Annotated in this window: 17 protein-coding genes; 15 read left to right on the top strand and 2 right to left on the bottom strand. The window is 61.7% G+C overall.

The annotated features are described in order from the left end of the window. Positions 1 to 85: 85 nt before the first annotated feature. Both JQM68_RS04650 and smpB read right to left on the bottom strand, forming a co-directional pair. Complete coding sequence (locus JQM68_RS04650; protein WP_459558686.1) at positions 86 to 613, bottom strand: peptidylprolyl isomerase; 528 nt, start codon at positions 611 to 613, stop codon at positions 86 to 88. Continuing rightward, the gene (gene smpB, locus JQM68_RS04645; RefSeq protein ID WP_235221782.1) at positions 613 to 1086 is read right to left on the bottom strand and encodes an SsrA-binding protein SmpB; all 474 of its coding nucleotides are present in this window, start codon (positions 1084 to 1086) and stop codon (positions 613 to 615) included. Before smpB ends, JQM68_RS04650 begins: the two co-directional genes overlap by 1 nt. A gap of 162 nt (positions 1087 to 1248) precedes the next feature. Here smpB and JQM68_RS04640 point away from each other — a divergent pair, with 162 nt between their 5' ends. The 15 genes from JQM68_RS04640 to JQM68_RS04570 all read left to right on the top strand — a co-directional run bounded on the left by JQM68_RS04640 (position 1249) and on the right by JQM68_RS04570 (position 13975). Then, positions 1249 to 1797 (top strand): NUDIX domain-containing protein, encoded by a 549-nt coding sequence (locus JQM68_RS04640; RefSeq protein ID WP_235221772.1) that lies wholly within the window; start codon positions 1249 to 1251, stop codon positions 1795 to 1797. 28 nt (positions 1798 to 1825) lie between these two features. Next, complete coding sequence (locus tag JQM68_RS04635; RefSeq protein WP_235221770.1) at positions 1826 to 2539, top strand: response regulator; 714 nt, start codon at positions 1826 to 1828, stop codon at positions 2537 to 2539. Between the two features lie 221 nt (positions 2540 to 2760). Next, positions 2761 to 4560 (top strand): ATP-binding protein, encoded by a 1800-nt coding sequence (locus JQM68_RS04630; RefSeq protein WP_235221769.1) that lies wholly within the window; start codon positions 2761 to 2763, stop codon positions 4558 to 4560. 27 nt (positions 4561 to 4587) lie between these two features. Beyond that, positions 4588 to 5853, top strand: coding sequence for a hypothetical protein (locus JQM68_RS04625; RefSeq protein ID WP_235221768.1), 1266 nt, complete (start codon positions 4588 to 4590; stop codon positions 5851 to 5853). 29 nt (positions 5854 to 5882) lie between these two features. Beyond that, entirely contained in the window at positions 5883 to 6692 is an 810-nt protein-coding gene (locus JQM68_RS04620) for a two-component system regulatory protein YycI (protein WP_235221767.1), read from the top strand. A gap of 191 nt (positions 6693 to 6883) precedes the next feature. Beyond that, positions 6884 to 8182 (top strand): UDP-N-acetylglucosamine 1-carboxyvinyltransferase, encoded by a 1299-nt coding sequence (locus JQM68_RS04615; RefSeq protein WP_235221766.1) that lies wholly within the window; start codon positions 6884 to 6886, stop codon positions 8180 to 8182. Between the two features lie 115 nt (positions 8183 to 8297). Then, complete coding sequence (locus JQM68_RS04610; protein WP_235221765.1) at positions 8298 to 9098, top strand: MBL fold metallo-hydrolase; 801 nt, start codon at positions 8298 to 8300, stop codon at positions 9096 to 9098. After that, complete coding sequence (rlmH, locus tag JQM68_RS04605; protein ID WP_235221764.1) at positions 9086 to 9568, top strand: 23S rRNA (pseudouridine(1915)-N(3))-methyltransferase RlmH; 483 nt, start codon at positions 9086 to 9088, stop codon at positions 9566 to 9568. Before JQM68_RS04610 ends, rlmH begins: the two co-directional genes overlap by 13 nt. Before the next feature lie 11 nt (positions 9569 to 9579). Further along, positions 9580 to 9879, top strand: a complete 300-nt coding sequence (locus JQM68_RS04600; protein WP_235221763.1) for a DUF2007 domain-containing protein — start codon at positions 9580 to 9582, stop codon at positions 9877 to 9879. A gap of 29 nt (positions 9880 to 9908) precedes the next feature. Then, positions 9909 to 10247, top strand: coding sequence for a transposase (locus JQM68_RS04595; RefSeq protein WP_235221762.1), 339 nt, complete (start codon positions 9909 to 9911; stop codon positions 10245 to 10247). A 26-nt stretch (positions 10248 to 10273) separates the two neighbouring features. Continuing rightward, positions 10274 to 10573 carry a transposase gene (locus JQM68_RS04590; RefSeq protein ID WP_235221760.1) on the top strand — a complete coding sequence of 100 codons (300 nt, stop codon included), beginning with the start codon at positions 10274 to 10276 and terminating at the stop codon, positions 10571 to 10573. Between the two features lie 78 nt (positions 10574 to 10651). Continuing rightward, positions 10652 to 12379: a phospho-sugar mutase gene (locus tag JQM68_RS04585; RefSeq protein WP_235221759.1), complete on the top strand. Its 1728-nt coding sequence runs from the start codon at positions 10652 to 10654 to the stop codon at positions 12377 to 12379. A gap of 104 nt (positions 12380 to 12483) precedes the next feature. Next, a complete protein-coding gene (locus tag JQM68_RS04580; protein WP_235221758.1) occupies positions 12484 to 12840 on the top strand; it encodes a DUF134 domain-containing protein in 357 nt (118 codons plus the stop codon). Further along, positions 12837 to 13232: a NifB/NifX family molybdenum-iron cluster-binding protein gene (locus JQM68_RS04575; protein ID WP_235221757.1), complete on the top strand. Its 396-nt coding sequence runs from the start codon at positions 12837 to 12839 to the stop codon at positions 13230 to 13232. Before JQM68_RS04580 ends, JQM68_RS04575 begins: the two co-directional genes overlap by 4 nt. A 98-nt stretch (positions 13233 to 13330) precedes the next feature. Further along, positions 13331 to 13975, top strand: a complete 645-nt coding sequence (locus JQM68_RS04570) for a superoxide dismutase (protein ID WP_235221756.1) — start codon at positions 13331 to 13333, stop codon at positions 13973 to 13975. Positions 13976 to 13988: the final 13 nt, after the last annotated feature.

The following is a 13988-nucleotide window of genomic DNA, read 5'->3' as shown; positions in this document are numbered from 1 at the left end:
TTCTGAGCAGTCTGCCTAAAATAGCCGTTTTTCTCCAATTTTTTCTTCTTCAGTCTATTGACTTAGCACCATTGGACTTTTTATATTAGTGGGTCTCGGGCTCGGGATAGTCCACTCCCTGGGTATCCACCCGGATAGACGCAATCACTACATCCTTCTTGGGCTTGTCGTTCATCATGTTCCGGGGCACCCGGGAGATGTCGATGGCGATGTCGGCGCCGTCGGTCACCTGGCCGAAGGCGGCGTACTGGCCGTCCAGATGGGGGGCGGGGGCCACCATGATGAAGAACTGGCTGCCGGCGGAGTTGGGGGCCATGGTCCGGGCCATGGACAGCACGCCGGTGGTGTGGACCAGGTCGTTCTGGCGGAAGCCGTTGGCGGCGAACTCGCCGTTGATCTCATAGCCGGGGCCGCCCATGCCGTTTCCGTTGGGGCAGCCGCCCTGGATCATAAAGCCGGGGATAACACGGTGGAAGATCAGGCCGTCATAGAAGCCCTTGTTGGCCAGGGAGATGAAGTTGTTGACGGTGTTGGGGGCCTTCTCGGGGTACAGCTCGGCGGTCATAACGCGGCCGTCGGCCATGGTGATGGTTGCAATGGGATTGGACATCATTATCGGTTCCTCTCTTTCATGGTTCTGTCGATCTCACGGGCAGCGTCCCGCTTGGCGGAGGCCTCCCGCTTGTCGTAGTTCTTTTTGCCCTTGCACAGGCCGATCTCCACCTTGACCCGGGCGTCCTTGAAGTAGACGGACAGGGGCACCAGGGTGTAGCCGTCCTGCTTGATGAGGGCGTGGAGCTTGCGGATCTCCCGCTTGTGCATCAGCAGCCGCCGGGTGCGGACCGGGTCCCGGTTGAAGATGTTGCCCTTCTCGTAGGGCGAGATATGCATACTGTGGACGAACAGCTCGCCGTCCTTGACGGTGCAGTAGGAGTCCTTCAGATTCAGCGTGCCGGCCCGGATGGATTTGACCTCCGTGCCGAACAGCTCAATGCCGGCCTCGTACCTGTCCTCCACGAAGTAGTCGTGGAAGGCCTTGCGGTTCTGGGCCGCGATCTTGACGCCCTTTTTCTCCGTGGGGCTCACCTCTTTCGCTGGGAAGTTTTCTGAAATCCTGTACAGTATACCATGGATGGGTAAATTCTTCAAGTACAAGAACAGCCTTTCCATTTCGCCGGGAATGTGCTATACTGTCTTCAATATATCCTGCGTACTGCGGTTTAAAACGAGTAAGAGGTGTACATCTATATGATAGAGGAAAAGGACCTGGTGGAAAAAACGCTCCGCCGGGAAGATAAATTTACCGGGAAGATCCTGAGCGTCCATGTGGATGAGGTGCTGCTGCCCAACGGCCATACCTCTACGCGGGAGGTCGTGGACCATGTGGACGGCGTGGCCGTGCTTGCCCTGGACGAGGGGAACCGCGTGCTGACCGTCACCCAGTACCGCTACGTGTTCGGCAAGACGCTGCTGGAGCTGCCCGCCGGCAAGCTGGACCCCGGCGAGGACCCCGTTACCGGCGCCCTCCGGGAGCTGAAGGAGGAGACCGGCGCGGTGCCCGACATCTTCCTGCCCCTGGGCCGCATCATCCCCGCCCCCGGCTGCTACGGCGAGGTGCTGCACCTGTTCCTGGCGAGAGGGCTCCACATGGAGGAGCAGCATCTGGACCCCGACGAGTTTTTGAATGTGGAGCGCATCCCCTTTGACGAGATGGTCCACCGCTGCCTCAACGGAGAAATTGAGGATGCCAAGACCGTGGCCGCCGTGCTGAAGGCGAAGATACAGCTGAACCTGTGATCCCCACTTTCATTTTGGAGGTTCCTTCATGGACAAAAAGAAAACCGTTCTCATTGTGGAGGACGAGAAGAACATCGTGGATATTCTGCGCTTCAACCTCCAGCGGGAGGGATACCAGACCTGCGAGGCCTATGACGGCGAGGACGGCCTGAACAAGGCCCGGACGGAAAACCCCGACCTCATCCTGCTGGACGTCATGCTGCCGAAGATGATCGGCTTCGACGTGTGCAAGACCCTGCGGGCCGAGGGCAACAACGTGCCCGTCATCATCCTCACCGCCCGGGAGGAGGAGGCGGACAAGGTGCTTGGCCTGGAGATCGGTGCCGACGACTACATCACCAAACCCTTCTCCATGCGGGAGCTGATCGCCCGGGTGGGCGCCAACATCCGCCGCACCGCCATGTCCGCCCCAGCGGCGGCCACCGCCGCTGTCACGGCCATGCCCGTGGCCGGCGACCTGGCCATCAACACCGACAGCCACCAGGTCTTCCGGGACGGGAAGGCCATTGACCTGACCCAGCGGGAGTACGAGCTGCTGACCTTCCTGGCCAGCCATCCCAACAAGGTCTACTCCCGGGTGGACCTGATGGAGCAGGTGTGGAACTACGGCTATGTGGGCGACGACGTGCGCACCGTGGATGTGACCGTCCGGCGGCTGCGGGAAAAAATCGAGGCTGACCCGGCCAATCCGGTGTACATACTGACCCGAAGAGGGGCGGGGTACTACTTTGCGGTGCCTTAAAGAGGGGACTTCGTCCCCCCTTTACATTCCCCCTCACCAGTGACGTCGGTCACTGGTGTGCGTGCCCCAAGGACACGCGGGTCAAGGTATTTTTGTCAGGTACACGCCCTGACAAAAATAATTGAAAACCCTTGATTTGCCAGCGGCAAATCAACTGGGGAAACCACAGGTTTCCCCTAGTCCCCTTCCTCTATCCTATCCTCTAAAGAAGGTGATTTGATATGTTCCGCAGTCTGCATATGAAGCTGACGCTGATCATGCTGCTGCTCATCACGTCCCTGATGGCCGTGGTGGGCGCGTTTCTGACCACCAGCGTCTCCAGCTTTTTCATCAACACCTTCTACGAGCAGATGGACAGCGTGTTCGGCGAGGAGCAGCGGGATTTCGTCACCGACCTCCGCAGCGCCGCCGCCCAGGAGGACGGCGCCGGGCTGCTGAAAAATATGATTGACGTGAAGGCCGGTGAGCTGGGCATTGACTACCGCTCCCGGAACTACTTTGTGCTGGACGGCGCCACCGGCGCTTACCTGGCCGGGTCCGCCGAGGAGGGCGCCCTGCCCAGGGAGCAGAGCCCCAACCTGCTCACCGCCCGGAACGCCGTCGTCAGCGGAGACGAGACCACCGTGGGCGACGAGAGCGACATCACCGCCGACTACATGGACGTGGCCGTGCCCATCCGGGGCGGCGACAACGCCTTTATCATTTACATTCTGGACACCAAGGACACGGTGTCCGGCCTGAACAGCCAGCTGTTCCAGATCATCATGCAGGCGCTGGTCATCGGCCTGCTGATCTCCGTGCTGCTGAGCTTCCTGCTGTCTAAGACCATGGTGGACCCCATCGAAAAGCTGACCGCCGGGGCGGTGGAGATCGCCGCCGGCAAGTTTGACAGCCCCCTGCCGGTGGAATCCACCGACGAGATCGGTATTCTGACCGGGACCTTCAACGAGATGTCCGGTGTCCTCCAGAGTACCCTGGCGGCGGTGGAGAACGAGCGCAACAAGCTGGACACCCTGTTCCTCCACATGACCGACGGCGTGGTGGCATTTGACCACGACGGCAAGGTCATCCACTGTAACCCCGCCGCCAAGTCCATGCTCCACCGCCCCAGCCGGGAGATCACCGACTATGACGAGCTGTTCGGCTCCCTGCACCCCTTCCAGGAGATGCTGGCCCTCCAGCGGCCCAACTACGCCGAGGCCCAGATGGAGGTGGCGGGCCGGGCACTGGAGCTCTATCTGGCCTCCTTCTCCGGCAAGTCCAGCGGCGGCGTGCTGGTGGTGCTCCACGACGTGACGGAGCAGCACCGCAACGAGGAGCGCCGCAAGGAATTCGTGGCAAATGTGTCCCATGAGCTGCGGACCCCCCTGACCAACGTCCGCAGCTACGCCGAGACTTTGCGGGACGCCAATGGCGACATCCCGCCGGAGATGGCAAACAGCTTCCTGGACATCATCATCACCGAGACGGACCGCATGACCCACATCGTCCAGGACCTGCTGACCCTCAGCCGCCTGGACTCCGGCAAGGCGGAGCTGGTGCTCTCCCGTTTCCCCTTCGGGGAGGCCATTGAAAGCGTGGTCCGTGCCAACGCCCTCAACGCCCGGCAGCGGGGCCATGAGCTGACTTATGAACCGCCTGAGAGCCTGCCCCTCATCGTGGGTGATAGGAGCCGGTTGGAGCAGGTCATGATGAACGTGCTGGGCAACGCCATCAAATACACCCCCGACGGCGGCCACATCCGCATCAACGCCGGCTCTACCGAGGAGACGGTATGGATGGAGGTCTGCGACGACGGTATCGGCATCCCGGAAAAGGACCGGGCCCACATCTTCGACCGCTTCTACCGGGTGGACAAGGCCCGTTCCCGGGAATCCGGCGGCACCGGCCTGGGGCTGTCTATCGCGCTGGAGATCGTCCAGCGTCACCACGGCAGATTGGAGCTGATGCCCCACCAGGGGCCCGGCACCACCATCCGCATGACCCTGCCCATCACCCAGGACCAGACCGCCAAAGCCTGACGGGAAACTTCGCGAAGGAGGAGCAGCATGGACGACAAGCGCCGGCGCCGCCGGGATTTTATCCAGAATATCGTCATTACGGTGCTGGCCGTCTCCGCCGCGCTCCTGTTTGCCAGAACACAGCTGTACTCCCTGCGGCAGGATGGGCTTCTTTCCGTTTTCTCAGGCAATTCCCAGCCTTCCGGCGCCTCTGTGACCGTTGAAAACGTCCCACTCTCCGCCCCGGTGCGGATCGCCGTGACCGGGCCTTACGGCCGGTACGGAAGTATCACCTCCGTCATCGGCGGAGATGAGACGCTCCGCGGGCTCCTGCGGGAGGTATTGGGTTCTACCGGTACTTTCACCGGCTGCGGACAGGCGGACTTCCTGAACGCGCTGCAGACCACCTCTGTTTATTTTGATTTTCTCTCTCCTCTGCCCCTGTCCGTACTGGCGGACATCTGCGGCACCAGCGGGCCGGACAGTCCCTCCGTCCGGTGTCTGGCGGTATCCGGCGGAGAGGATCCGGTGTCCCTGTTCCTCTGGGACGGCGGCGACACCTACCTGCGCTGTTCCACCGCCGTCTCCCTGAAAAACCTGGAGCAGACCGCGGGACAGTATGAGACGGGCGGTGCCGTGTTCGCTACGGACCTGGCAAAAAGCGATCCCCACGCCGGCGTTCTGGCACCCTGCTCCCTGTTCCTGAACGAAACGCCGGAGCTGCCGGCTCTTTCCGCCGAGACGCCCGCTTACGATGATGGGCTGCTTCTGGCAGGCCTGGGCTTTAATCCCAATACGAAAAACCGCTACACCGACAACGGTACGGAAGTCATCAGCGAAAGCGGACGCTCCCTGCGCCTCCGGCCCGACGGGAACATCACTTACCAGAGCGGCGGGGACAGCACCCTGTCCATCAAGGCCGCCGGGGAGCGGCCCACCATGGAGGAATCCGCCGCCGGTGTGTGGGCGCTGCTGAACACCCTGCTGGCCCCCACTGCCGGTGACGAGGCCCTGTACCTGACAGGCATCCGGCAGAGCGGCGCCCTGACCACCCTGACCTTCGGCTATCAGGTGGGCGGCGTGCCTGTCCGGTTCTCCGATGGCCGCAATGCCGCCGAGGTCACACTGAACGGCACCGCGGTCTCCGCCCTGTCTCTGTACCTCCGGCGGTATACCCAAACGGAGTCCGGCACACTCCTCCTGCCCCTGCGGCAGGCCCTGGCCATCGCTGACCGCTGCCCCGGCGCTGAGCTGTCCATCGGCTACGCCGACCACGGCGGCACATCCGTGGAGGCCGGCTGGCTGGCGGACTGACCTATTTTCCCTGAAAGGCGGTGAGGCTTTTGGACCGTTACCGGCTGAAAAACATTATTATCGTCATCCTGCTTCTGGCAAACGCTTTTCTGCTGGGAGTCCTGTCCATGCGGCAGACCTCGGAAAACGCCTCCCACCGCCAGACGAGCGAACAGCTTGTGAAGCTGTTCGCCGCTGACGGCATGAGCCTGAAAGCAGAGGACATCCCCTCCAAGACCGCTCCCGCCGGACAGTCCCTCGCACGGGACATGGACCGGGAACGGGAGGTGGCCGCCTTCTTCCTGGGGAAGAATCCCGTCCGGGCCGACCAGGGCGGCGACCTTTACTCCTACACCGGCGCCGCCGGCGGCGCGGCCCAGTTCCGCTCCGGCGGCAGCTTTGACATTGCCTGCGCCCTGTCCGGCAGCGACGGCGCCCAGCTGGTCCGGGATTTTTGCCGGGAGTTCTCTTACATCGACCCGGTCTTTGCACTGGACGACAACGGAAGCGGAACCGCCGCCGCCGTCTGCCGCTACGGAAAACTGACGGTCTCCAACTGCACCGTCACCTTCACGCTGGACCGGGGCACTCTGATGGCCGTCAGCGGGACTCTGCTGCCGGAGAAGGGTACCGACCTCTCCTTTGACCAGGAGCCGCTGTCCGCCGCCGCTGCTTTGACCGCGTTCCAGAAAATGCGCCGGGAACGGCAGGCGGCGGTATCCTCCATCACGGAGATCTCCTCCTGCTATGAACTGCAGAGCGCCGCCTCCAGCATGTCTCTGGTACCGGCGTGGTGTATCGTCACGGATACTGGAGAATATTATGTCAACTGCATTTCCGGTGCGGTGACCTCCAACTGACGGTTTCCAAATTTTTGTTTTTTTCCGCCCCGGAAAGGAAAGGTTTGCAATTCCCAACGCGGTGTGGTATGCTATCCATGCGAAAGTACCGCTATTCGGCGGTATGAAGCTGTGTTTCGCGGGCAAACTGCTTATGTGGACATACGGTTTGCCGCCACAAAAGATCACTGTCTTGAAGAGAGGGTCAAGATTTGACAAAATATATTGTACAGGGCGGTAAGCCCCTGTTTGGCGAAGTGGAGATCAGCGGCGCCAAGAACGCTGCGGTCGCCATCATCCCCGCCGCGCTACTGGTGGACGGCGTGTGCCGGATCGAAAATATCCCCCAGATCTCCGACGTTACCATGAGCCTGAAAATTCTGGAGCAGCTGGGCGCCGGCATCCGTTCTATCAATCCCCACACGGTGGAGATCGACTGCACCCATATCCGCACCACCCGGACAAGCTATGAGCTGAGCCGGAAGATTCGTGCCTCCTACTATCTCATCGGCGCCCTGCTGGGCCGGTTCGGTCAGGCCGAGGTTGCCATGCCCGGCGGCTGCAATTTCGGTGGCGTGCGGCCCATTGACCAGCATGTCAAGGGTTTCACCGCCCTGGGCGCCAAAGTCGTTGTAGAGGGCGGCTTTATCCACGCCTCCGCCAAGGAAGGCCATCTGAAAGGCACCAGCGTCTATCTGGACGTGGTATCTGTGGGTGCTACCATGAACATTATGATGGCTGCCGTCATGGCCGAGGGCAACACCGTCATCGAAAACGCCGCCAAGGAGCCCCACATTGTGGACCTGGCCAACTTCCTCAACTCCATGGGCGCCAACATTCGGGGCGCCGGTACCGATACCATCAAGATCCGCGGCGTGGAGCGGCTCACCGGCGGCTCCTATGCCATCATCCCCGACCAGATCGAGGCGGGCACCTACATGGCGGCGGTGGCCGCCGCCGGCGGCCAGGTATTGGTGAAAAACATCATTCCAAAGCACATGGACTGCATCACCGCCAAGCTGGTAGAGATGGGCGTCGAGGTGGAGGAAAAGGAGGACACCCTCCTGGTCCGCCGCACGAACCGCCTGCAGAAGACCAATATCAAGACCCTGCCCTATCCCGGTTTCCCCACCGATATGCAGCCCCAGATCACCGCCTGTCTCTCCCTGGCGGAGGGCACGTCCCTTGTGACCGAGGGCGTCTGGAGCAGCCGCTACCGCTATGTGGACGAGCTCAAGCGCATGGGCGCCAACATCCAGGTGGACGACAAGACCGCCGTGGTGGAGGGCGTGGACCATCTCACCGGCGCGCCTATCCAGGCTTACGACCTGCGGGCCGGCGCCGCCCTGGTCATCGCAGCCCTGGCCGCCCAGGGCCGGAGCGAGATCAGCAACGTACAGTATATTGAACGGGGCTACGAGGACATCGTGTCCAAGCTCCGGGCTTTGGGTGCGGATATTCGCGCTGTGGACGAGCCCGAGGAAAGCGAATCCGTGGCCGGCGTGGGCTGATCTCCCCGCGGCACCCCCAAAAATCAGACAGCAAGCGTCCGCTGAGGAGGATGGCGACCTTAGTCGGCGTTCTCCTGGGCGGACGCTTTTATGCATGCAGAAGCGAGGTATTTTTTTGACCACCGTACATACACTGGCCAGCGGCTCCTCCGGGAACGCGCTGCTGGTCTCCTGCGGCGCCGCCCATCTGCTGGTGGACGCCGGCATCTCCTGCCGCCGCATCACCACCGGGCTGGCCGCCCTGGGGCTGGAGCTCTCTGACATCAGCGCCCTGCTCATCACCCACACCCACTCCGACCACATCGCGGGGCTTCAGACCCTGCTGAAAAAGAGCCGCTTTCCCATCCTCTCCAGCGGCCGGGTGGGACGGGAGCTGGCCTACCGGCTGGCGGGCGTGGAGCCGAGGTTCCAGGAAGCAGAATTATGTAAACAAATTAAAATTGACTGTCTGACTGTCACCGCTTTTCCAACATCCCATGATGCCCCAGGCTCCTGCGGTTTCCGCCTTGACGGGCCGGACGGTAGTGCGGGCATTCTGACAGATACGGGTTATGTCACCCAAGAGGCGGAGGACATCCTGCCGGGGGTCGACCTGGCGGTGCTGGAGGCCAACCACGACGTGGAGGCGCTCCGCAGCGGGCCTTATCCCTACTATTTAAAAGAACGTATCCTGGGCGCTCAAGGGCACCTGTGCAATGAGGACGCCGCCCGGTTCGCCGTAACGCTGGCGGAGGCCGGGGCGTCGGAGATCGTGCTGGCCCATTTAAGCAAGGAAAACAACACCCCCGCTATGGCCCGGAACGCCGTGGAAGCGGCGCTGTCCGCCGCGGGATTTGCCCCGGTGCTGGAAGTCGCGCCCCGGGACTGTTTGAGTGAAGCCTATCCCGTCATCAGGAGGGCCGTATGCAGAAAGTGACCATTCTCTGTGTGGGGAAATTAAAAGAGAAATTCTACGCCGACGCCGTGGCGGAGTACACAAAGCGGCTGGGGCGTTTCTGCAAGCTGGACATCGTGGAGCTGGCCGAGGAACGGCTGCCGGAAGACCCCTCCCCCGCTCAGATCGGGGCGGCACTGGCGAAGGAAGCCGACGCCATCCGGGGAAAGCTCCCCGCCTCTGCCTACGTTATCGCTATGTGCGTGGAGGGAAAGCCCCGTTCCAGCGAGGAACTGGCCCGGCTGATGGCCGACAGCGCCAGCCGGGGGGACAGCCATCTGGTGTTCCTCATCGGCGGCTCTTTCGGTCTGCATCCCTCCGTCAAGGAGCTGGCGGCGGTGAAGCTGTCCATGTCCCCCATGACCTTTCCCCACCATCTGGCCCGTGTCATGCTTCTGGAGCAAATTTACCGGGCGTACCAGATCAACGTGGGAAGCAAGTATCATAAGTAAGGAGCATTTCGATGGAACAGGCGAAAGATTTTTGGGCCATGGCCGATAAGAACCTGGCGGAGCGGTGGCCAAAGGACGATAACGGCCAGCCGGAAAAGGCGGAAAAGCTGACTTTGCAGTCGGAGCTGGACGGCATGGCGGACATCACCCTCTCCATGCTGGAGGGCTTCGGCATCCCGGCGTTTAAGGTGGGAAGTCAGGGCAAGGTGGTACTGGGCTTCGCCGGGCTGGGCGTAGAGATCTACGTGCCCGCATCCCGGCTGGAGGATGCCAAGGCACTGCTGAAAGCGCCGGAGGAAGCGGAAGATTAAGTTAGCATAACTTTACGGAGGTCTTTCTGTTGAAGCATGATTTTGAGGAACACAGGAGCTTTTCCGGGCTTTCCCAGGAGGAATTGGCCCAGAAAGCAAGGTCCTGGAAGATACGGGGCATCGCGCAGCTTATACTGGCTGCTGTGACTGTCATGTTCCTGACACTGTACAAGCTCTGTGATTCGTTCTTTTTCCTGGCTGTGGGCCTTGGCTGTGCTGTGATCATCGTGATCCTACTGCTTCTAAGCTCCCGCTGTCCTGTATGCGGCCATGAGATCCGCCGGTGGGAACGGCACTTCGGGACTCTGTTCTTTCGCTGTCCCGACTGCGGTTTTTCTATCCATGCGGGTAAGGAAGAAACGAATTGAGTTTTTTGCTTGGAAAGGAGTCTGTGATGGAAAACGAAGCGCAAGCTCCTCAGCGGGACCCCGCCCTGCGGAAGTCCATCGAAACCTGGGAGCGGCACCGCCGCCTGCGGTACGTCTTGGTCCCTGTGGGCATTCTACTGCTGATCGTGGGGCTTGGGCTGCGGCATACCGTGCCCGGCAAGGTCATGGCAGTCCTGGGCGCCGTCATCGTTGGAATGTACCGCTACAACGGCAGCCGCTGTCCCGTCTGCGGCCATTATAACTATGACCGTAGGGGCCGGGGGTACCACTGCCGTCTCTGCGGTTTCGACCATTACGATATATGACCTTCTCCCCGAAATAGGGCTGACTTTGCGATGACCTGTACTATTCAGTTTACATAATTATAGAGGAGGAACTGCAATATGGATTTCATGAAGGAATACGAAAAGTGGCTGAACAGTCCCGCTCTGTCCGCCGAGGAAAAGGCCGAATTGGAGGCCATCAAGGATGACCCCAAGGAGATCGAATCCCGGTTCTACGGCCCCCTGGAGTTCGGCACCGCGGGCCTTCGCGGCACCATGTATGTTGGTTTACATAACATGAACGTCCATGTCATCCGCTGGGCCACCCAGGGCTTTGCCGACGTCATCGCCGCCGAAGGCGAGGAGGGCAAGCGCCGGGGCGTGGCCATCTGCATGGACTGCCGCAACCACTCCCGGGAGTTCGCCGTGGAGGCCGCCAAGGTTTGCGCCGCCAACGGCATCCACGTCCGCATTTTCGAGTCCCTGCGGCCCACCCCCGAACTGAGCTTCGCCGTCCGGGAATACCACTGCCAGGCGGGCATCAACGTCACCGCCAGCCACAACCCCAAGGAGTACAACGGCTACAAGGTCTACTGGGAGGACGGCGCCCAGCTGCCTCCCCACCACGCCGACGCCATCGCGAAGCGGCTGGGTGAGATCGACATTTTCAACGACATCAGGACCATGGACTACGACGAGGCCGTCAAGTCAGGCCTCATTGAGGTCCTGGGTGCCGAGACCGACGAGAAGTTCCTGACAAACGTCATGGCCCAGGTCAACGACGCCGAGACCGTCGCCAAGGTTGCCGACACCTTCAAGCTGGTCTACACCCCCTTCCACGGCACCGGTCACAAGCTCATCCCCGAGGCCTTGAAGCGCCTGGGCATCAAGCACCTCATCTGCGTGCCCGAGCAGATGGTCATTGACGGCAACTTCCCCACCGTGGTCTCCCCCAACCCTGAGAACCCCGAGGGCTTCTATCTGGCGGTGGACATCGCCAAGCGCGAGGGCGCTGACTTCATCCTGGGCTCCGACCCCGACGCCGACCGCGTGGGCATCATGGTCCGCACCAAAGACGGCGAGTTCAAGGTCATCTCCGGCAACCAGACCGGCGTTCTGCTGCTGGACTACCTCATCGGCGCCATGAAGCGCTCCGGCAAGCTGCCGGAGAAGCCCGTGGCCCTCAAGACCATCGTCACCACCGAGATGGCCCGCAAGGTGGCCGAGGTCAACGGCCTCCAGAGCTACGACACCTTCACCGGCTTCAAGTTCCTGGCCGAGAAGAAGGACAAGCTGGAGAATTCCGGCGAGGGCAAGGTCATCTTCGCCTACGAGGAGAGCTACGGCTACATGGTGGGCGACTACGTCCGGGACAAGGACGCCGTCACCGCCTCCCTGCTGCTGACCGAGATGGCCGCCTGGTACGCCGCCCAGGGCATGACGCTGGCTGACGCGCTGGACGCCCTGTATGAGAAGTACGGCTACTTTGCCGAGCACACCTACAACCTGGTGATGCCCGGTCTGGACGGCCTGCGGGATATGGCGAACCTGATGAAGTCCCTCCGGGAAAATCCCCCCGCCGAGATCTCCGGCGTGCAAGTCGTGACCCGCAAGGACTATCAGGACGGTTCCGTCACCGACACTGCCACCGGCGTGCAAAGCTGCATGGAGCTGTCCGGCTCCAACGTACTGCGGTTCGAAATGGCAGACGGCACCTCCGTCATCGTCCGGCCCTCCGGCACCGAGCCCAAGATCAAGGTCTACATCCTGGCCCAGGGCAAGGACGCCGCCGACGCCCAGGCCAATGTAGCCAAGTACGGTCAGTGGGTGGACAGCCTGAAAAAGTAAATTTCCCCGATTCCCGGAGCCTTTCGGCTCCGGGAATTTTTTATTCTTGACATATGTTCAAATCGGTATATAATGGGCCCGTCAAGAATAAAGGAGATGACACCATGCCGCGAAACGCCAAATGCCGCCGGGTCTGCCGGATGCCCGCCCACTGCCGCTTTTCCCCGGAGGGTCCGGCGGAGCGGGAAGCCGTGACGCTGATGGTGGAGGAATTTGAGGCCATCCGCCTGATGGACTACCTGGGCCTGACCCAGGAGGAAGCCGCCGCGCAGATGGATGTGGCACGGACCACCGTCCAGCGCATCTACGCCCAGGCGAGGCAGAAGCTGGCAGTCTTTCTGGTGGAGGGCCGTGTCCTGTCCATCGGCGGCGGCAGCTACGCCCTGTGCCCAAAATCCGGCTGTTCGGGCAAAGGCTGCGGCCGGTGCCGCTCCGCACACGGAAAGGAAATCGAACCATGAAGATCGCAGTCACTTATGAAAACGGAACTGTATACGGTCACTTCGGCCACACAGAACAGTTCAAAATTTACGACATCGTGAACGGGATGCTGGTAAGCGCCCAGGTCGTCCCCACCAACGGCAGCGGCCACGGCGCTCTGGCGGACTTTCTGTCGGACCGCGGCGTGGACTGCCTGATCTGCGGCGGCATCGGACCCGGCGCCCAGGCTGCCCTGGCAGAGGCGGGCATCCAGCTGTACGCCGGATGTTCCGGCGACGCGGACCAGTGCGTGACCGACCTGCTGGCGGGGACCCTGGCCTACGCCGATGGCGCCACCTGTGACCACCATCACGGTGAGGAGGGCCACATCTGCGGCGCCCACGGCTGCGGCAGTCATACCTGCGAACACTGATGAACGCGGCGCCCGCCGTCCGAAAGGACAGCGGGCGCTGATACTTTTCCGGCGGAACGCATATACTAGGGGCAGAATACCACGGAGGAGGAACGCTGATGGAACCTCATTACCCCTTTTCCCTGCCGCCGCTGCCCTATGGGGAGAGCGACCTGCTGCCGGAAATTGACGAGAAGACGCTCCATTTTCACCACGACAAGCACTTTGCCGCTTACGTAGATAATCTGAATAAACTACTGGCCGCCTGTCCCGCCTGTCAGAGCTGGACGCTGGAGCAGCTCTGTCAATATTGGTGCCGCCTGCCGGGGGACCTCCGCCAGGGCATCCGCAACAATGCCGGCGGCGTGTACAACCACACGCTGTATTTCCAGGGCATGACGCCCACGCCCGGCGAGGGGCCGGACGTAGCCCTGTCCGCCGCCATTGACCGGGACCTGGGCGGGATGTCCGCTTTCAAATCCGCTATGAAAACCGCCGCTCTGGGCGTATTCGGCTCCGGGTGGGCCTGGCTGGTCTGCGACCGGGAGGGTACGCTGTCCATCCGCAAGACCGCCAACCAGGACACCCCCCTGCCTCTGTGTCCCCTGCTGACCTGCGACGTGTGGGAGCACGCCTACTACCTTCAATATCAAAACCGCAGGGGCGACTACTTCGATGCCTGGTGGCAGCGGGTCAACTGGCCCATGGTCTCCCGGCTGTACGGACAGTGTCAGGAAAACCGCCCCCGGTATCCCCAGGACTGAACGGGTGCGGCAG

Origin of the sequence: Oscillibacter valericigenes (assembly GCF_021531435.1) — a bacterium.
Taxonomy (GTDB): Bacteria; Bacillota; Clostridia; order Oscillospirales; family Oscillospiraceae; genus Oscillibacter; species Oscillibacter valericigenes_B.
The sequence above is the reverse complement of the archived record's forward strand: the minus strand, read 5'-3'. Positions and strand labels throughout refer to the sequence as shown.

Excerpts from the sequence above, each read along its gene's own strand:
- JQM68_RS04650 (WP_459558686.1), bottom strand. The coding sequence starts at position 613 with ATGATGTCCAATCCCATTGCAACCATCACCATGGCCGACGGCCGCGTT.
- JQM68_RS04640 (WP_235221772.1), top strand. The coding sequence starts at position 1,249 with ATGATAGAGGAAAAGGACCTGGTGGAAAAAACGCTCCGCCGGGAAGAT.
- JQM68_RS04635 (WP_235221770.1), top strand. The coding sequence starts at position 1,826 with ATGGACAAAAAGAAAACCGTTCTCATTGTGGAGGACGAGAAGAACATC.
- JQM68_RS04630 (WP_235221769.1), top strand. The coding sequence starts at position 2,761 with ATGTTCCGCAGTCTGCATATGAAGCTGACGCTGATCATGCTGCTGCTC.
- JQM68_RS04625 (WP_235221768.1), top strand. The coding sequence starts at position 4,588 with ATGGACGACAAGCGCCGGCGCCGCCGGGATTTTATCCAGAATATCGTC.
- rlmH (WP_235221764.1), top strand. The coding sequence starts at position 9,086 with ATGCAGAAAGTGACCATTCTCTGTGTGGGGAAATTAAAAGAGAAATTC.
- JQM68_RS04600 (WP_235221763.1), top strand. The coding sequence starts at position 9,580 with ATGGAACAGGCGAAAGATTTTTGGGCCATGGCCGATAAGAACCTGGCG.
- JQM68_RS04590 (WP_235221760.1), top strand. The coding sequence starts at position 10,274 with ATGGAAAACGAAGCGCAAGCTCCTCAGCGGGACCCCGCCCTGCGGAAG.
- JQM68_RS04585 (WP_235221759.1), top strand. The coding sequence starts at position 10,652 with ATGGATTTCATGAAGGAATACGAAAAGTGGCTGAACAGTCCCGCTCTG.
- JQM68_RS04580 (WP_235221758.1), top strand. The coding sequence starts at position 12,484 with ATGCCGCGAAACGCCAAATGCCGCCGGGTCTGCCGGATGCCCGCCCAC.
- JQM68_RS04575 (WP_235221757.1), top strand. The coding sequence starts at position 12,837 with ATGAAGATCGCAGTCACTTATGAAAACGGAACTGTATACGGTCACTTC.
- JQM68_RS04570 (WP_235221756.1), top strand. The coding sequence starts at position 13,331 with ATGGAACCTCATTACCCCTTTTCCCTGCCGCCGCTGCCCTATGGGGAG.